At 56.5% G+C, this 17,923-nt stretch carries 15 protein-coding genes; 3 read left to right on the top strand and 12 right to left on the bottom strand.

The window, feature by feature from the left end; translation table 11 throughout:
* Positions 1-18: 18 nt before the first annotated feature.
* Complete coding sequence (qseE, locus tag APU02_RS15105; protein ID WP_060570598.1) at positions 19-1,449, bottom strand: two component system sensor histidine kinase QseE/GlrK; 1,431 nt, start codon at positions 1,447-1,449, stop codon at positions 19-21.
* Between the two features lie 536 nt (positions 1,450-1,985).
* Positions 1,986-5,873: a phosphoribosylformylglycinamidine synthase gene (gene purL / locus APU02_RS15100; protein ID WP_060570478.1), complete on the bottom strand. Its 3,888-nt coding sequence runs from the start codon at positions 5,871-5,873 to the stop codon at positions 1,986-1,988.
* Between the two features lie 256 nt (positions 5,874-6,129).
* On the opposite strand from purL, the gene mltF reads away from it, so the two are divergent.
* Positions 6,130-7,677, top strand: coding sequence for a membrane-bound lytic murein transglycosylase MltF (gene mltF / locus APU02_RS15090; protein ID WP_042291485.1), 1,548 nt, complete (start codon positions 6,130-6,132; stop codon positions 7,675-7,677).
* A gap of 12 nt (positions 7,678-7,689) precedes the next feature.
* Here the strand turns inward: mltF and tadA are convergent, their stop codons facing one another.
* From tadA to murQ, 3 genes are all read right to left on the bottom strand, one after another.
* Positions 7,690-8,235, bottom strand: a complete 546-nt coding sequence (gene tadA / locus APU02_RS15085; protein ID WP_060570476.1) for a tRNA adenosine(34) deaminase TadA — start codon at positions 8,233-8,235, stop codon at positions 7,690-7,692.
* A gap of 24 nt (positions 8,236-8,259) precedes the next feature.
* Positions 8,260-8,895: a phosphatidylglycerophosphatase C gene (gene yfhb / locus APU02_RS15080; RefSeq protein ID WP_042291490.1), complete on the bottom strand. Its 636-nt coding sequence runs from the start codon at positions 8,893-8,895 to the stop codon at positions 8,260-8,262.
* A gap of 105 nt (positions 8,896-9,000) precedes the next feature.
* Positions 9,001-9,918: an N-acetylmuramic acid 6-phosphate etherase gene (gene murQ / locus APU02_RS15075; RefSeq protein ID WP_042291493.1), complete on the bottom strand. Its 918-nt coding sequence runs from the start codon at positions 9,916-9,918 to the stop codon at positions 9,001-9,003.
* A 113-nt stretch (positions 9,919-10,031) separates the two neighbouring features.
* On the opposite strand from murQ, the gene APU02_RS15070 reads away from it, so the two are divergent.
* A complete protein-coding gene (locus APU02_RS15070) occupies positions 10,032-10,880 on the top strand; it encodes a MurR/RpiR family transcriptional regulator (RefSeq protein ID WP_042291497.1) in 849 nt (282 codons plus the stop codon).
* A gap of 55 nt (positions 10,881-10,935) precedes the next feature.
* Positions 10,936-11,196 carry a YfhL family 4Fe-4S dicluster ferredoxin gene (locus tag APU02_RS15065; RefSeq protein ID WP_042291500.1) on the top strand — a complete coding sequence of 87 codons (261 nt, stop codon included), beginning with the start codon at positions 10,936-10,938 and terminating at the stop codon, positions 11,194-11,196.
* An 82-nt stretch (positions 11,197-11,278) separates the two neighbouring features.
* Here APU02_RS15065 and acpS read toward each other — a convergent pair whose 3' ends face one another.
* From acpS to lepA, 7 genes are all read right to left on the bottom strand, one after another.
* On the bottom strand, positions 11,279-11,659 hold the full coding sequence (gene acpS, locus APU02_RS15060) for a holo-ACP synthase (protein ID WP_060570475.1): 381 nt from the start codon (positions 11,657-11,659) through the stop codon (positions 11,279-11,281).
* The gene (gene pdxJ, locus APU02_RS15055) at positions 11,659-12,390 is read right to left on the bottom strand and encodes a pyridoxine 5'-phosphate synthase (protein ID WP_042291504.1); all 732 of its coding nucleotides are present in this window, start codon (positions 12,388-12,390) and stop codon (positions 11,659-11,661) included. The genes acpS and pdxJ overlap by 1 nt, the downstream gene beginning before the upstream one ends.
* 16 nt (positions 12,391-12,406) lie before the next feature.
* Entirely contained in the window at positions 12,407-13,120 is a 714-nt protein-coding gene (recO, locus tag APU02_RS15050) for a DNA repair protein RecO (RefSeq protein ID WP_174435354.1), read from the bottom strand.
* Positions 13,121-13,146: 26 nt separating this feature from the next.
* Complete coding sequence (gene era, locus APU02_RS15045; RefSeq protein ID WP_060570474.1) at positions 13,147-14,052, bottom strand: GTPase Era; 906 nt, start codon at positions 14,050-14,052, stop codon at positions 13,147-13,149.
* Positions 14,049-14,729: a ribonuclease III gene (rnc, locus tag APU02_RS15040; protein WP_042291512.1), complete on the bottom strand. Its 681-nt coding sequence runs from the start codon at positions 14,727-14,729 to the stop codon at positions 14,049-14,051. The genes era and rnc overlap by 4 nt, the downstream gene beginning before the upstream one ends.
* 274 nt (positions 14,730-15,003) lie before the next feature.
* Positions 15,004-15,978 carry a signal peptidase I gene (gene lepB / locus APU02_RS15035; RefSeq protein WP_060570473.1) on the bottom strand — a complete coding sequence of 325 codons (975 nt, stop codon included), beginning with the start codon at positions 15,976-15,978 and terminating at the stop codon, positions 15,004-15,006.
* 16 nt (positions 15,979-15,994) lie between these two features.
* Complete coding sequence (gene lepA / locus APU02_RS15030) at positions 15,995-17,794, bottom strand: translation elongation factor 4 (protein WP_042291517.1); 1,800 nt, start codon at positions 17,792-17,794, stop codon at positions 15,995-15,997.
* Between the last annotated feature and the right edge of the window lie 129 nt (positions 17,795-17,923).

Raw genomic sequence — 17,923 nt, 5'->3', positions numbered from 1 at the left:
GTTACCAGACTTATCTGTTTAGTCGTTTTTCGATGCAGAAAGCGGCAATTCGATTCGGAAGCAAACCGCTTGCGCAGGGTCCTCGACAAGATACAATTCGCCCTGCATACGGCGAATGCAATCTCTGGCGATACTCAGCCCCAACCCGCTGCCCTTCACGGCCCCTTTTCGTTGATGACTTCCCTGGAAAAAAGGCTCGAAAATCATGGTCTTTTCCGCTTCGGGAATTGGCGTACCGGTATTGCAGACGTCAATGTAAACCCGGTTTCCCTGGAAACGGCTACTGATACGAATGTTACCGGATTCGGCTCCGTAGTGCACCGCATTGGAATAAAGATTATCCAGCACGCTCATCAACAGCATCGGCTCCGCCAGACAGCGGTCAGCTGACAGCTCAACCGCGGTATGCATCATTTTAGCGCGAGCAGGCAAACTGTGAGCGGAAACGACCATATCAACCAAAGGTTCAATCTCAACGCTTTCCATCTCAACGGGGCTGTCCGCCAGCTTGCGGTTATAATCGAGCAGTTGTTCGATCAGTTTTTGCAGGTTGCGGCTGCTGTCGTCGAGGATGCCGACCACCTCTTTTTGCTCCGGCGTCAAGGGGCCTACCACCTGATCGGCCAACAGTTCCGTCCCTTCCCGCATGCTGGCGAGCGGCGTTTTCAGTTCATGGGAAAGATGACGCAAAAACTGATGGCGCTGAGACTCAAGCCAGGACAGCCGCTCGCTCAGCCAAATGATACGCTGCCCTACGGAACGAAGCTCGCGCGGTCCGGTAAAAGTGACGGTATTGCCAAGCGACCGCCCTTCCCCCAACCGGTTGATCATTCGCTCTATGCCTTTTACCGGCCCGATTATCATCCGCGTAAACAGCAATACCATTGCAAGACTGACCAGAAACAACACCAGCGCTTGCCAGCCGAAGAACTGGCCGCGTTCGGCAATCTCCTGTTGAAGCTGTTGCCCGCGCGAGAAAACCACGGTACGCGTGGCCTGCACCATCTCGGTATTGGCACTGGCAAAGGCTTCCAGACGCGCGGCAGCGGCGGTATCCGGCCCGCTGTTACGGCATTGCAACTGCGCCAGATCGTTCAGATCCTGATGCAGCGCCTGATACAGCTTATCGTCTGGCAATACGCCGGCGTGGGCGTCGAGCATTTCGCTGTAGCGTTTGCGCTGGCTCTGGTACACCCTGGCAAGGGTTGGATCGTCAAGCACGCAATACTGGCGGTAGCTGCGCTCCATCTCCAGCGCTACGTTGGTCATAGCCTCGCTGCGGCGCGCATCGATAAGCGTCGTACGGTTGGTTAGCGCCGCCTGCGCGCTCAGGGCGTTCAGGCTTTGCCACGCCTGCCAGGCAAGAACCAGCAGCGGTAACAGGATCAGCAGGAATGCCAGCGTTACCAACTGTCGTAATGAACGGGGGAAAACAGACCAGCGCTTCAATGCGTTACTCTCGCCAAACAGGAATAAGAGGATGCTAACTGAGGCAAACGTCAGATACAACAAAGCCGGGTAAAACCCGGCTTTGTTATGGAATAAGGCGGTGCCTAACTCGACGTTTCGCCCGATGGTTGATAAAGCAACGCTATTATCAGAAGTTGGACGGCAGGCACCTTGTTGTGCGTCATTCGAAGTTTATGTAGCACGTCCCGAAGGGGCTGACATAAGAAGGTGAATGAGCCACTGGTGAATATTATGCAGTAACTGTGCCAACAAATAAAACATTTTGTTAACACACTGAATTTCATGATTTTTATCTAAAATAAGCACGCGCCCTGCATTGCTCATTTTTCACTCCGAGTGTCGCTGATTAGCAACACCTTAAGCACAACCTTTATACCGCTATAAAAATCAATAGGTTAAGTGTCTCCCTTTGACGACACTGACCTGGCTGTGTTGTCGTAAATTCGCGACACCCACTAAAAAGCCCGGTAAATATACCGGGCTCTTTGTGAAGAGGCTATTCAACAGGCAACGGCTTAGCCTAGCTGCTTACGCGCGTTGCGGAAGATACGCATCCATGGGCCGTCCTCGCCCCAGTTTTCCGGGTGCCAGGAGTTACTGACCGTGCGGAACACGCGCTCCGGGTGCGGCATCATGATGGTCACACGACCGTTTTCCGTCGTGACCGCGGTAATGCCGTTTGGCGAGCCGTTCGGGTTTGCCGGGTACGTTTCCGTCACCGTGCCAAAGTTGTCGACATAGCGCAGCGCCACCAGACCTTTGCTCTCCAGCGCGGCAAGATGGGCCTCATCGCGTACTTCGACGCGCCCTTCCCCGTGGGACACAGCGATAGGCATTTGCGAGCCGGCCATCCCCTGTAGCAACAGCGACGGGCTTTGCGTCACTTCCACCAGGCTAAAGCGCGCTTCAAAACGGTCCGACTGATTACGCACAAAGCGCGGCCACAGCTCGCTGCCTGGGATCAGTTCACGCAGGTTCGACATCATCTGGCAGCCGTTACATACGCCAAGCGCCAGGGTCTGCGGACGATGGAAGAAAGTTTCAAACTCATCGCGCACGCGATGATTAAACAGAATGGATTTCGCCCAGCCTTCCCCTGCGCCCAGCACGTCGCCGTAAGAGAAACCGCCGCAGGCCACCAGCGCCTGGAAGTTGCCCAGTCCGGTGCGACCGCCGAGGAGATCGCTCATGTGCACGTCGATGGCGTCAAAGCCCGCGCGATGGAACGCGGCGGCCATTTCAACGTGGGAGTTCACCCCCTGCTCGCGCAGGACGGCGACCTTCGGACGCGCGCCGGTGGCAATGTACGGTGCGGCGATATCGTCATTAAGATCAAACGTCAGCGTCACGTTCAGGCCTGGATCGGCGTCGTTGGTTTTCGCGTCGTGCTCCTGGTCGGCGCATTCCGGATTGTCGCGCAGGCGCTGCATCTGCCAGGTGGTTTCTGCCCACCAGACGCGAAGCGTGGTCCGGCTTTCGCTAAACACCGTCTGGCCGTTAGCATTAATCACGAAACGGTCGCCCGACACGGCCTGACCGACATAATGGACGCAGTCACCGAGGCCGTATTGCGCCAGCAGCGCTTCAACCGCCTCACGATCCGCCGCACGCACCTGGATCACCGCGCCCAGTTCTTCGTTAAATAACGCGGCCAAATGGTCGCCGCCCAGCGTGGCGATATCGGCCTGGAGACCGCAATGGCCGGTAAAGGCCATTTCCGCCAGCGTCACCAGCAGACCGCCGTCAGAGCGGTCGTGGTAGGCCAGCAATTTACGCTGCGCCACCAGCGCCTGAATCGCGTCGTAGAAACCTTTCAGTTGCGCCACGTCGCGCACATCCGCTGGTTTATCGCCAAGCTGACGGTACACCTGCGCCAGCGCGGTGGCGCCCAGCGCGTTGTGTCCTTTACCGAGGTCAATCAGCAGCAGGGCATTGTCTTCGGTCGAGAGCTGAGGCGTAACGGTATGACGTACATCCTCTACGCGCGCAAACGCGGTGATCACCAGCGACAGTGGAGAGGTCATCTCGCGCTGCTCGTTTCCTTCCTGCCAGCGGGTTTTCATCGACATAGAGTCTTTACCCACCGGAATGGTCAGGCCGAGCGCAGGACACAGCTCTTCACCTACCGCTTTCACCGCTTCGTACAGGCCAGCATCTTCGCCAGGGTGTCCGGCTGCGGCCATCCAGTTTGCGGAAAGCTTAATACGTTTGATGTCGCCAATCTGCGTCGCGGCGATGTTAGTCAGCGCTTCACCAACCGCCAGACGGGCAGAGGCAGCGAAGTCCAGCAGCGCCACCGGGGTACGTTCGCCCAGCGCCATCGCTTCGCCGTAGTAGCTGTCGAGGCTCGCGGTGGTCACGGCGCAGTTAGCGACCGGGATCTGCCACGGACCGACCATCTGATCGCGCGATACCATACCGGTTACGGTACGGTCGCCAATGGTCACCAGGAAGGTTTTCTCCGCAACGGCCGGCAGGTGCAGCACGCGGTTGACCGCGTCGGCAACGGTGATGCCCTGACGATCCAGCGCTTTGCCCGCGGCTTTGCGGGTTGTGACGTCGCGGGTCATCTTCGGCGTTTTGCCGAGCAGGACGTCCAGCGGCAGATCGATAGGCTGGTTGTCGAAATGGGTGTCGGTTAAGGAGAGGTGCTGCTCTTCAGTCGCTTCACCGATGACGGCGTACGGCGCGCGCTCGCGGCGGCACAGTTCGTCGAACAGCGGCAGCTGATCGGCGGCAACCGCCAGCACGTAGCGCTCCTGGGATTCGTTACACCAGATTTCCAGCGGGCTCATGCCTGGCTCATCGCTCAGGATGTTGCGCAGGTTGAAACGGCCGCCGCGACCGCCGTCGCTCACCAGCTCCGGCATGGCGTTGGACAGGCCGCCCGCGCCCACGTCGTGAATAAAGAGAATCGGGTTGGCCTCGCCAAGCTGCCAGCAGCGGTCGATCACTTCCTGACAGCGACGCTCCATCTCCGGGTTGTCGCGCTGTACGGACGCGAAGTCGAGATCCGCGTCAGACTGGCCGGACGCCATTGACGACGCCGCTCCACCGCCGAGGCCGATGTTCATTGCCGGGCCGCCGAGAACGATCAGCTTCGCGCCAACGTTGATCTCGCCTTTCTGTACATGATCCGCGCGGATGTTGCCGATCCCGCCCGCCAGCATGATCGGTTTATGGTAGCCGCGCAGCTCCTCGCCGTTATGGCTGTTGACCTTTTCTTCGTAGGTACGGAAATAGCCGTTCAGCGCCGGACGACCAAATTCGTTGTTGAACGCCGCGCCGCCCAGCGGGCCTTCGGTCATGATATCCAGCGCGGTCACAATGCGCTCAGGCTTGCCGAAATCTTCTTCCCACGGCTGTTCAAAGCCAGGAATGCGCAGGTTAGAGACCGAAAAGCCCACCAGCCCCGCTTTTGGCTTCGCGCCGCGTCCGGTTGCGCCTTCATCGCGAATCTCGCCGCCGGAACCGGTCGCCGCCCCCGGCCATGGCGAGATTGCCGTTGGGTGGTTGTGGGTTTCGACCTTCATCAGGATATGCGCCGCTTCCTGGTGGAAGTCATAGCGCCCGGTGGCATGGTCGGCAAAATAACGTCCCACGTCAGAACCTTCCATTACCGCCGCGTTGTCTTTATAGGCAGACAACACGTGGTCGGGAGTGTGTTCCATCGTGTTTTTAATCATTTTGAACAGCGACTTCGGCTGCGGCTCGCCGTCAATCACCCAGTCGGCGTTAAAAATTTTGTGACGGCAGTGTTCGGAGTTCGCCTGGGCAAACATATACAGCTCGATATCGTTCGGGTTGCGCCCCAGCGTTGTGAACGCATCCTGCAGGTAGTCGATTTCGTCTTCCGCCAGCGCCAGGCCGAGACGCAGGTTGGCGTCGATCAGCGCCTGGCGGCCTTCGCCCAGCAAATTGACGCTGGCTACCGGAGCAGGCTCGTGATGGATAAATAATTCTTCCGCATCGTTTAATGAGGAAAAAACCGTTTCCATCATGCGATCGTGAAGCTCTGCGGCGACCTGCTGCCACTGTTCAGCGGTCAGCGTGGAGGCTTCAACATAGTAAGCCACACCGCGCTCCAGGCGATCGATTTGTTGCAGACCGCAGTTGTGGGCGATATCCGTCGCTTTGGAAGACCAGGGGGAGATGGTGCCGGGGCGAGGCGTTACCAGCAGCAGTTTGCCTTCCGGCGTATGGCTGCTCAGGCTCGGGCCATATTTCAGCAGGCGGGCAAGCTGCGCCTGCTCATCTTCGCTCAGCGGCGCGTTCAGATCGGCAAAATGGACGTACTCGGCGTAAATGTTGTGGACCTGGAGGTTGGCAGCCTGAAAGCGCGCCAGCAGTTTGTTGATACGGAATGCCGACAGTGCAGGCGAACCACGCAGAATTTCCATCATAAGTCTCTCGTCTTCTAAGCTTTCGGTGTGCCCAAGTGGGGAAACGGGCGTCATTATAAAGAATCTGCGCCGCCGACGAAACCGTTTGCGTCGAAATAAAATTGGCGTCAATTTTTGCCAGACGGTGCGGCCAATCGTTCTAATTAGTTGCCAACTGACGCAAGTTTAAGCAAAATGCCGCTCACTGATAAATACTCCTGGTCTTACTATTCCTTTTCCTACACTGAGGCAACGCACGGTACAGAGAATTAACTAATTGAAAAAATTAAAGATTAATTATCTGTTCATCGGCATCCTGACGCTGTTGTTGGCCGCCGCGCTTTGGCCCTCTATTCCCTGGTCCGGTAAAGCTGAAAGTCGTATCGCGGCGATCCAGTCGCGGGGAGAGCTGCGCGTGAGCACCATTAACTCGCCGCTGACCTATTCAACGCTTAATGGTAAGCCCTACGGGCTGGATTATGAGCTGGCGGAACAGTTTGCCAACTATCTGGGGGTGAAGCTGAAGATTACCGTACGCCAGAACATCAGTCAGTTGTTCGATGACCTGGATAACGGCGATGCCGACCTGCTGGCTGCCGGACTGGTCTATAACAGCGAACGGGTTAAAAATTACCAGCCCGGCCCGACCTATTACTCCGTCTCGCAGCAGCTGGTCTACAAAGTGGGCCAGTATCGTCCGCGTACGCTGGGCAGCGTGACGGAAAGCCAGCTGACTATCGCTCCCGGCCATGTGGTGGTTAATGATTTACAGACGCTGAAAGAGACAAAATTTCCTCAACTCAGTTGGCGAATTGAAGACAGAAAAGGCACCACGGAGCTGTTGGACGCCGTGCTTGCCGGTAAGCTGGATTACACCATTGCCGACTCTGTCGCCATCAGCCTTTATCAGCGCGTACATCCGGAACTGGCGGTCGCGCTGGATGTCACTGACGAACAGCCGGTCACCTGGTTTAGCCAACTGGACGATGACAATACGTTATCAGCCGCCCTGCTCGATTTCTTCAACAGCATCAATGATGACGGCTCGCTGGCGAGGCTGGAAGAGAAGTATCTCGGCCACGGCGACGATTTCGACTATGTCGATACCCGCACCTTCCTGCGCGCCGTTGAGGCCATGCTGCCCGATCTGAAACCCTTATTTGAAAAGTATGCTCAGGAAATTGACTGGCGTCTGCTCGCCGCGATCGCCTGGCAGGAATCGCACTGGGATCCGCAGGCTACCTCGCCGACCGGCGTTCGCGGCATGATGATGCTGACCAAAAACACGGCCCAAAGTCTGGGTCTTACCGATCGTACCGACCCGGAGCAGAGCATCAGCGGCGGCGCGCGGTATTTACAGGACATGATGAGCAAGGTGCCGGAAACCGTGCCAAAGGATGAGCGCATCTGGTTTGCGCTGGCGGCGTATAATATGGGCTATGCGCATATGCTCGACGCGCGAACGCTGACGGCGAAAACCAAAGGTAACCCTGACAGCTGGACCGATGTGAAGCAGCGTCTGCCGCTGCTCAGCCAGAAGCCATATTACAGTAAGCTGACCTATGGCTACGCCCGCGGTCACGAAGCGTACGCCTACGTCGAAAATATCCGCAAGTATCAGATCAGTTTAGTGGGCTATTTGCAGGAGAAAGAGAAACGGGTCGCGGAAGAAATGAGGCTGGCGGAAGAATATCCCGTGGTATCCCCTGCGGAATTCAGCAAGCAGTCGCTGCCGCTCTCCTCCTTCCTGTCGCAAGCGTCCTCCGGCTACCTGGCGGATGCCCCTTCCTTGCTGCGCCTGCCGCAGAAAAAGGACGCAGAGTAAATTGACCGCGTCCTAGTCGGATGAAAGGTGAGCGCGTGATGCGTTTTTCAGGGCTTTAATTTCCTGACGACGCATGCGAAAGAAGTCGCTGAGCAGCGTCGCGCACTCATCGCGCAGCACGCCTTCGATAACCTCTACGCGATGATTCATTCCCGGATGGTGCAGCACGTCAATAAGTGAACCGGCAGCGCCGGTTTTGGCATCTCGGGCGCCAAACACCACGCGGCTAATGCGGCTATGCACCATTGCCCCTGCGCACATGACGCACGGCTCCAGCGTTACGTACAGCGTGGCGTCAATCAGCCGGTAGTTCTGTAACACCAGTCCGCCCTGGCGGAGCGCCATGATCTCCGCATGCGCGGTCGGATCGTGGTGACCAATCGGGCGGTTCCAGCCTTCGCCAATCACGCGGTTGTTATGCACCAGTACCGCCCCGACTGGCACTTCTCTCGCGTCCCAGGCACGCTTTGCGAGGGTAAGCGCATGACGCATCCAGTATTCGTGGCTAAATTCAACGTCTGACAAAAGGGATACTCCGGTAATCATAGCGGGCCGCATTATACACAGTAGCTATGCTTTCAACTATTCCAGTTGCTGGAGCTCTCCGCGAGGCGTGACGCGCCAACGATGCTGGCAAAAATAGAGCAGCGGGTTGTCCTGTTTACTGTCGCTGTAGCCGCTGTACAGACGCAGCGGCGTACCGATTTGACGCTCAAGCTGCGCCACTTTTTCATGTCCCAGACAGCGCATCGTCAGCACCCAGCCGCCATAGCCGCGCCGCATCTGGCTGGCGATAAGATTGACCCGCGGCAGCCACGGCGTATCAAAATACACCTGCTCCACCAGCGACTGCGGCGAACCGGTAATCAGCCAGATATCGGCATCTGAACTGAGCAGATAGGTTGTCAGACGTTCCTGGACGAGCGGAAACGCCGTCACGCTTTCCCGAAACCAGCTCACAAAGTCTGCATGCAGCGTCTGCAGCCGCGCTTCGCTGTGCCCGAAGGTGCAGCCCCACAGCAGCAAACTCATTGGCCAGCGCGCTGCGCGCCCTTTTATCAGCAACGCGCCGGCAATGACCGGCAAAAGAGGCAGCACGAGCAGCGCGTTGAGAGGCTGGCGACGCAACAAATAGCGCAGGAAACTGCCGAACATGTCCTGCTGGTGCAACGTACCATCCAAATCAAAAAATACGACACGACGCGCGTTAGTGGTCAAACCTTACTCCTCTGGATCATTCAACGTCTGTCGTCAGGAAACGGAAACCTGACGATAACTCCTGATCTTAGCCTAACAGATAGATCGTCACTTTTCCGGCAACAATCATTTACCCAGGCGATCCGCAGACGAGTCAGCTAACGCCGCGCGTAAAAAGCCCTGATGTTGGGCCAGCTTCTCTCTCGCCGCCGTAGCGTTAAGACCGGTCAGCGCCATCAGAATAGCGGGTTTAACGTCATAGTCGGTTTGTTTGAGAAGCGCTTCCGCGTCGTCGCGCGCAATGCCCGTCGCCTCAACCACCATCCGACAGGCGCGATCGACCAGTTTGACGTTAGTGGCCTGCATATCCACCATCAGATTCTGGTAAACCTTGCCGAACTTCACCATCGCGCCAGTGGAAATCATATTGAGCACCAGTTTCTGGGCAGTGCCTGACTTCAGGCGCGTTGAGCCCGTGAGCGCCTCGGGGCCGACGACCGGCGAAATCGCGATATCGGCTTCGCGGGCAATGGGTGAATCCGGGTTACAGGAGATAGCCACCGTCGTGCAGCCCACGCCACGCGCATACTTCAGCGCCCCGATCACGTACGGTGTACGGCCCGAAGCGGCCAGTCCCACCACCAGATCCTGTGGCTTTAGGTTGATCGCGACAAGATCGTCTTCCCCCAACTGAGGATTGTCTTCTGCGCCTTCGACCGCTTTAAGCAATGCCCCCGGACCACCGGCAATCAGCCCGATAACCAGACCGTGCGGGACGCCGAATGTCGGTGGACATTCCGAGGCATCAAGCACGCCAAGGCGTCCGCTGGTCCCTGCCCCCATATAGATAATACGCCCCCCGGATTTCAACGCGTCAGCCGCGGCGTCGACCGCTCGCGCAACCTCCGGGAGAGTCGCTTTTACGGCTTCCGCTACCTGCGCATCCTGTTGATTAAAACGCTCAACCAATTTAAGCGTCGGCAGCGCATCAAGATCCATCGTTTGGGGATTGCGGGTTTCTGATACTAACGCGCCGAGATTCATATTTGCTCCTCAGGAATTTTTAATTCATATTTATCATTAATAATGGAATAGAATATTCACTAAGGCGAGCAAAATTTCAGTCTGTTGCGCCATTTCGTTTTCCGGGAGAGGTTATGAACTGTTTGATTCGTATTCGTCAGCGATATTCTGGGTTTGCGCAGAGTGATAAAAAGCTCGCGGACTATCTGCTCACGCAGCCGGATACGGCAAGACATCTTAGCTCTCAGCAGCTGGCTGCCGAAGCGGGCGTGAGTCAGTCAAGCGTCGTGAAGTTCGCGCAAAAGCTTGGCTATAAAGGTTTCCCCGCATTGAAACTGGCGCTCAGCGAAGCGCTGATGAGCGCGCCAGCCGCGCACTCTGTGCCGGTGCACAACCAGATCCGCGGCGACGATCCGTTACGTCTCGTCGGCGAGAAGTTGATCAAAGAGAACGTCGCGGCCATGCATGCCACGCTGGACGTGAATACGGAAGAGAAGCTGATCGAAAGCGTGAATCTGTTGCGCAGCGCCCGGCGCATTGTGTTGACCGGCATCGGCGCGTCGGGTCTGGTAGCGCAGAGTTTTGCCTGGAAACTACGAAAAATCGGCCTCAACGCGGTCGTGGAGCGCGATATGCATGCGCTGCTGGCGACGGTTCAGGCGTTGACGCCAGACGATCTGCTGTTTGCCATTTCCTACAGCGGAGAGCGCCGTGAGCTGAATCTGGCGGCGGATGAAACGCTGCGCGTCGGTGGCAAGATTCTGGCTATAACCGGTTTCACCCCTAACGCCCTGCAGCAGCGGGCCAGTCACTGTCTTTATACCATTGCGGAAGAGCAGGCCACGCGCAGTGCCGCTATCTCTTCCACTCACGCACAGACGCTGCTGACCGATCTGCTGTTTATGGCGCTGGTACAGCAGGATTTAGAACATGCGCCGGAGCGGATACGCCACAGCGAGGCGCTGGTAAAAAAACTGGTTTGAGCAAAGAATGCGCGTATAATGCCCGCCCGGTTTGTGATGTTATGAGAGTTTCCTGATGGCCCTGTTAATCACCAAAAAATGCATCAACTGCGATATGTGCGAGCCAGAATGCCCCAATGAGGCGATTTCAATGGGCGAGAGCATTTATGAGATTAACAGCGACAAGTGCACCGAGTGCGTAGGCCATTATGAAACGCCCACCTGTCAGAAGGTGTGCCCTATCCCGAATACCATTTTGAAAGATCCGGCGCATGTCGAAACGGAAGAGCAACTGTGGGACAAGTTTGTCCTGATGCACCACGCCGATAAGCTGTAACGGCTGCCTGAAACCCGCCTCCGGGCCTGATAAAACAGGATGCCGTTCGGCAAGTGAATATGCCGGATGACGGCAACGCTGCTTAACTTTCAATAATGACCGTGGCGCAGGCGTAATGGCGCTCATCGGCCAGCGTCACATGCATATGAACAACACCCAGTTTCTCTGCCAGCGCTAACGCTTCCCCCCACAGCCGCAGGCGCGGTTTCCCCAGCGCATCGTTGAACACTTCAAACTGATTAAACGCCAGGCCATTGCGGATACCGGTACCCAACGCTTTTGCCGCCGCCTCTTTCACCGCAAAGCGCTTGGCAAGAAAACGCACCGGCTGCTGGTGCGTCTGCCAAATCGCCCACTCGTTGTCGCTGAGCACCCGTCTGGGAAGGCGGTCGCCGGAGCGGGAGATCACCGCTTCGATGCGGGCGATCTCCACGATATCGGTGCCTAAACCGAGGATTGCCATTAGCCGCGCGCTTCCAGCATCAGGCGCTTCATTTCCGCTACCGCCTCTTTCAGGCCGCTCATGACCGCACGCCCAATAATCGCATGGCCGATATTCAGTTCATGCATTTCCGGCAGCGCGGCAATAGCTTTCACGTTGTGGTACGTTAAACCGTGGCCCGCATTGACCTTCAGACCGAGGCTTGCGGCAAAGGTCGCCGCTTTCGCGATGCGCGCCAGCTCCTGCGCCTGGTCAGCGTCAGTTTGCGCATCGGCATAGCAGCCGGTATGGATTTCAATGTACGGCGCGCCCACCTCGGCAGCGGCTTTGATCTGTACTTCATCCGCGTCGATGAACAGCGACACGAGGATCCCCGCCTCCGCCAGACGCTTGCAGGCATCACGCATTTTGTCGCGCTGCCCGGCGACATCGAGGCCGCCTTCGGTGGTCACTTCCTGGCGTTTTTCCGGCACCAGGCAGCAGAAATGCGGTTTGGTCTCCACCGCAATCGCCAGCATTTCTTCGGTCACCGCCATTTCCAGGTTCATCCGCGTGTCCAGCGTCTGGCGAAGAATACGAACGTCGCGATCGGTGATATGACGACGATCTTCGCGCAGATGGACGGTGATACCATCCGCGCCCGCCTGTTCAGCAATGAACGCCGCCTGAACCGGATCCGGATACGCCGTGCCGCGCGCGTTACGCAGGGTGGCAATGTGGTCAATATTGACGCCTAACAGTAATTCAGCCATGACAATCCTCGTTTTTTTATTTTCGCTTCGGCATAAACTGCCGGAATAATTCGCGGCTCTTTAAAGGTTTTCCACCAAGATACGGCTTCAGCGCCATGCGGGTAAAGCGTTTCGCGGCGCGCAAGGTATCAGCATCGGGAAACTCGCGCTCCGCCAGCGCCCGCAACTGCCGACCGGTAAAGGTGCTGTTGTCGATCACCACGCTGGCGATAAAGCCTTTTTCCTCGCGGTAACGATAGGTCATTGTGTCATCCACCGCTTCACCGCTGCCGGCGCAGTGCAAAAAGTCCACGCCATACCCAAGGTGCCCGAGCAGCGCCAGTTCGAATCGACGCAGGGTCGGTTCGGGCGTACCGGTAGCGCCCGCCAGCGCCTGTATGCAATGCAGATAGTCGAAAAAGAGGGCCGAAAAACGGGTTTCGTGCTCAAGCACGCGGGCCAGCAGTTCGTTAACGTACAGACCACTGTATAAGGTGATACCGCTCAGAGGGAGGGCCAGAGAAACGGCTTCAGCGCTGCGTAGCGTTTTCACTTCGCCACGCCCGCCAAAGCGCACTAACAGGGGGGTAAAAGGCTGGAGAGCGCCTTTCAGGTTCGAACGTTTAGATCGCGCGCCTTTGGCAACAAGGCGCACGCGACCCGACTCTTCCGTGAAGACGTCCAGCATCAGGCTGGTTTCGCTCCAGGGACGACTATGCAGGACAAATGCGCGCTGCCAGCCTTCCATCATACTCGTCGTCTGTGCAGGACGCAGGTTTAGAGGTCGTCGACATAACCGAGACTGCGCAGCGCGCGCTCGTCGTCGGCCCATCCCGATTTCACTTTCACCCACAGTTCAAGGTGAACCGGGGCTTCGAACATCTCCTGCATGTCTTTACGCGCTTCAATGCCGATGGTTTTAATCTTGGCGCCTTTGTTGCCAATAACCATCTTTTTCTGCCCTTCACGTTCAACGAGGATCAGCCCGTTGATGTCGTAGCCGCCGCGCTCGTTAGTCACGAAACGCTCAATTTCGACGGTGACCGAATAAGGCAGCTCAGCGCCAAGAAAACGCATCAGCTTTTCACGGATGATCTCAGAGGCCATAAAGCGCTGGGAGCGATCGGTAATGTAATCTTCCGGGAAGTGATGAATGGCTTCCGGCAGGTGTTTACGCACAATACCCGCGATGGTGTCGACGTTCATCCCGGTCTCAGCGGAGATCGGTACGATGTCGAGAAAGTTCATCTGACTTGCCAGGAACTGCAGGTGCGGCAGCAGATCGGCTTTTTCCTGAACGTTATCCACCTTGTTCACGGCCAGGATCACCGGTGCTTTGCCGTCGCGCAGTTTATTCAGCACCATCTCGTCGTCTGGCGTCCAGCGCGTACCTTCAACCACGAAGATCACCAGCTCAACGTCACCGATAGAGCTGCTGGCCGCTTTATTCATCAGACGGTTGATCGCACGCTTTTCTTCCATATGCAGACCGGGAGTATCGACGTAAATCGCCTGATATGCCCCTTCGGTATGGATGCCGACAATTCGGTGACGCGTGGTCTGCGCTTTACGGGAGGTGATCGAAATCTTCTGCCCGAGCAGATTATTTAACAGGGTGGATTTACCCACGTTCGGACGTCCGACGATGGCTATAAATCCGCAGTAGGTTTTATCTTCGCTCATTCCAGCTCCAGTTTTTTCAGCGCCTGTTCGGCGGCAGCCTGCTCCGCCTTACGACGGCTCGAACCGGTGCCTACCACCGGCTCACTCAGGCCGCTGACCTGGCAGTGGATTGTAAATTCTTGATCGTGCGCTTCGCCGCGAACCTGCACAACCAGGTACGACGGCAGCGGCAGATGGCGACCCTGTAAATATTCCTGCAAACGCGTTTTCGGATCTTTTTGTTTATCGCCCGGACTGATTTCGTCCAGACGGGTCTGGTACCAGTTGAGAATCAGTTTTTCGACGGTTTGAATATCGCTGTCGAGGAACACCCCGCCAATCAACGCTTCAACGGTGTCGGCCAGAATCGACTCACGACGAAAACCGCCGCTCTTCAGTTCTCCAGGCCCTAAGCGCAAACATTCGCCCAGATCGAATTCACGCGCCAGTTCAGCCAGCGTATTACCCCGCACCAGCGTTGCGCGCATACGGCTCATGTCGCCTTCGTCTACGCGCGGAAAACGGTGATACAGCGCATTCGCAATCACAAAACTTAAAATGGAGTCGCCAAGAAACTCTAAACGCTCGTTATGTTTGCTGCTGGCGCTGCGATGGGTTAATGCCTGCTGCAACAGCTCCTGATGAGTAAAAGTGTAGCCCAGCTTCCGTTGAAGCCGATTAATTACGATGGGGTTCATGCGATACCAATAAATAAATGCGTCAACAATTCAGCACACGAAACAGACCTGATACACAGGCTATTCAGCCAGCCGCAGAGCGACAGCTTTACTTGCCTGTATATGGGGAACCAACGCTGTTTCGTGTGCCGTGGCGACCAGGAGGCGCCAACCTTAAACTTCGGGGGAATATTCTATACACAACGACAAGGGATGTCGTTAGCCTGGGGGGAATTATCTAATAAATAATTCACGTTGCCGCCACATTGACGACAACGTGAACGCTAAACCGCGATCAGTGGATCCCGCCAATACGGCTCAAACGGACGCCGGTCGGCCATTCGCCTTCCTGCTTGTCAAAACTCATCCAGATTGCGGTTGCTTTCCCCACCAGATTAGCTTCCGGGACAAATCCCCAGTAACGGCTGTCTGCGCTGTTATCCCGGTTATCGCCCATCATGAAGTACTGCCCCGGCGGCACAATCCAGGTCGCCAGTTGCTGACCTGGCTGACGGTAATACATCCCCACCTGATCCTGCGCAATCGGTACGGTCAGAATACGGTGCGTGACGTCGCCAAGGGTCTCTTTGCGCTCGGCAAGTCGAATGCCGTTCTCTTTCGTTTCACTCTGCGGTACGTCAAAGAAGCCGCTGGTCGCCTCACCGCCGTTACGACGCGAGAACGTCTGTACGAAGTCGCTCGGCTGTACGTCGCTGTAGGTCACCGGTAAAGCATTTTCGCACGCCTGACCAGAGCGACAGCCAGGCTGAATGGTGAGTTCTTTGGCAACCGGATCGTAAGTCACTTTGTCGCCAGGCAGCCCAACCGCACGCTTAATGTAGTCGAGCTTCGGATCTTCCGGATATTTAAAGACCACGATATCGCCGCGTTTCGGATGACCGGTTTCGATCAACGTTTTCTGGTAGATCGGATCTTTAATCCCGTAAGCGAATTTCTCCACCAGGATAAAGTCACCAATCAGCAGCGTTGGCATCATTGAACCTGACGGGATCTGGAACGGCTCATAAATAAACGAACGCACGACCAGCACAATCGCCAGCACCGGGAAAACCGACGCGCCAGTTTCCAGCCAGCCGGGTTTCGGCGCCACTTTCTTCAAGGTGGCTTTATCGAGCGAATCACCAGCAGCGGCCTGCGCTGCGGCCTGACGCTCCCGACGTTTTGGCGCGAAAAAGAATTTATCCACGCACCATAAAATGCCCGTCACCAGTGTGGCAATCACCAGAATCAGGGCAAACATATTGGCCATGCCAACTCCTTAAGGGTTATTTGCTGTCTTTACCGACATGCAGAATGGCGAGGAACGCTTCCTGAGGCAGTTCGACGTTACCGATCTGCTTCATACGCTTCTTACCTTCTTTCTGCTTCTGCAGCAGTTTTTTCTTACGGCTGATATCGCCGCCATAGCATTTCGCCAACACGTTCTTACGCAGCTGTTTCACGGTAGAACGCGCAATAATGTGTGTGCCGATTGCCGCCTGAATCGCGATATCGAACTGCTGACGCGGGATCAGATCTTTCATCTTCTCCACCAGCTCACGGCCACGGCTCTGGGAGTTGTCACGGTGCGTGATCAGCGCCAGCGCGTCGACGCGTTCGTTGTTGATCAGAACGTCTACGCGCACCATATCGGAAGCCTGGAAGCGTTTGAAGTTGTAATCCAGCGACGCATAGCCACGCGATGTGGATTTCAGACGGTCAAAGAAGTCGAGAACGACTTCCGCCATCGGGATTTCATAGGTCAGCGCCACCTGGTTACCGTGGTAAACCATGTTGGTCTGCACGCCGCGTTTTTCAACGCACAACGTGATGACGTTCCCCAGATACGCCTGCGGCAACAGCATATGACACTCTGCGATTGGTTCGCGCAGTTCATAGATGTTGTTCAGCGGCGGCAGTTTTGACGGACTGTCGACGTAGATCGTCTCTTTTGCCGTGGTTTCCACTTCGTAAACAACGGTCGGCGCCGTGGTGATGAGATCCAGATCGTATTCACGCTCCAGACGTTCCTGAATGATCTCCATATGCAGCAGCCCCAGGAAGCCGCAGCGGAAACCAAAGCCAAGCGCGGAAGAACTTTCCGGTTCATAGAACAGGGACGCATCGTTAAGGCTCAGTTTGCCGAGGGCATCACGGAAGCCTTCGTAATCGTCGGAGCTTACCGGGAACAGACCTGCGTAAACCTGCGGTTTGACCTTTTTAAAGCCCGGAAGCGCTTTGTCCGCCGGGTTACGGGCCAGCGTCAGGGTGTCGCCCACCGGCGCGCCGTGGATATCTTTAATGGCGCAGACCAGCCAACCTACCTCGCCGCATTTCAGCTCGGTACGGTCAACCTGCTTCGGCGTGAAGATGCCCAGGCGATCGGCGTTATAGGTTTGACCGGTGCTCATGACCTTCACTTTGTCGCCTTTGCGCATGGTGCCGTTTTTAATCCGCACCAGCGACACGACGCCGAGGTAGTTATCAAACCAGGAGTCGATAATCAACGCCTGCAGCGGCCCTTCCGGGTCGCCCTGCGGCGGCGGGATATCGCGCACCAGGCGTTCCAGCACGTCGGTCACGCCAACGCCCGTTTTCGCCGAGCAGCGCACAGCGTCAGTCGCGTCAATGCCAACAATATCTTCAATCTCTTCGGCGACACGTTCCGGATCGGCAGCGGGCAGGTCAATTTTGTTCAGAACCGGCACCACTTCGAGATCCATTTCCATGGCGGTGTAGCAGTTCGCCAGCGTCTGCGCTTCAACGCCCTGCCCGGCATCCACCACCAGCAGCGCCCCTTCACAGGCGGCGAGCGAACGGGAAACCTCGTACGAGAAGTCAACGTGACCGGGGGTGTCGATAAAGTTAAGCTGGTACGTTTCACCATCTGAGGCTTTGTAATCGAGCGTTACGCTCTGCGCTTTGATGGTAATGCCGCGCTCACGCTCCAGATCCATCGAGTCGAGAACCTGCGCTTCCATTTCACGGTCAGACAGGCCACCGCAGATCTGGATAATACGGTCAGACAGCGTCGATTTACCGTGGTCGATGTGAGCAATGATCGAAAAGTTACGTATGTTCTTCATATAGAGTAATTATTGTGCCTTAACGCCCGCCGTGGCAGGCTTTGAGAAGTCGCTGTTCTGAGCTTAACGTCTGTTTAACTGAAACGCCGCATTCTACACTACAACGGTGAGGCGAGGAAATGTTCATAG

The organism is Citrobacter sp. 50677481 (assembly GCF_001463265.1).
GTDB lineage: Bacteria > Pseudomonadota > Gammaproteobacteria > Enterobacterales > Enterobacteriaceae > Citrobacter_A > Citrobacter_A sedlakii.
The sequence above is the reverse complement of the archived record's forward strand: the minus strand, read 5'-3'. Positions and strand labels throughout refer to the sequence as shown.

Excerpts from the sequence above, each read along its gene's own strand:
- APU02_RS15070 (WP_042291497.1), top strand. The coding sequence starts at position 10,032 with ATGAACTGTTTGATTCGTATTCGTCAGCGATATTCTGGGTTTGCGCAG.
- rnc (WP_042291512.1), bottom strand. The coding sequence starts at position 14,729 with ATGAACCCCATCGTAATTAATCGGCTTCAACGGAAGCTGGGCTACACT.
- lepA (WP_042291517.1), bottom strand. The coding sequence starts at position 17,794 with ATGAAGAACATACGTAACTTTTCGATCATTGCTCACATCGACCACGGT.
- murQ (WP_042291493.1), bottom strand. The coding sequence starts at position 9,918 with ATGAATCTCGGCGCGTTAGTATCAGAAACCCGCAATCCCCAAACGATG.
- APU02_RS15065 (WP_042291500.1), top strand. The coding sequence starts at position 10,936 with ATGGCCCTGTTAATCACCAAAAAATGCATCAACTGCGATATGTGCGAG.
- era (WP_060570474.1), bottom strand. The coding sequence starts at position 14,052 with ATGAGCGAAGATAAAACCTACTGCGGATTTATAGCCATCGTCGGACGT.
- pdxJ (WP_042291504.1), bottom strand. The coding sequence starts at position 12,390 with ATGGCTGAATTACTGTTAGGCGTCAATATTGACCACATTGCCACCCTG.
- recO (WP_174435354.1), bottom strand. The coding sequence starts at position 13,120 with ATGATGGAAGGCTGGCAGCGCGCATTTGTCCTGCATAGTCGTCCCTGG.
- acpS (WP_060570475.1), bottom strand. The coding sequence starts at position 11,659 with ATGGCAATCCTCGGTTTAGGCACCGATATCGTGGAGATCGCCCGCATC.
- tadA (WP_060570476.1), bottom strand. The coding sequence starts at position 8,235 with ATGCGGCCCGCTATGATTACCGGAGTATCCCTTTTGTCAGACGTTGAA.
- lepB (WP_060570473.1), bottom strand. The coding sequence starts at position 15,978 with ATGGCCAATATGTTTGCCCTGATTCTGGTGATTGCCACACTGGTGACG.
- purL (WP_060570478.1), bottom strand. The coding sequence starts at position 5,873 with ATGATGGAAATTCTGCGTGGTTCGCCTGCACTGTCGGCATTCCGTATC.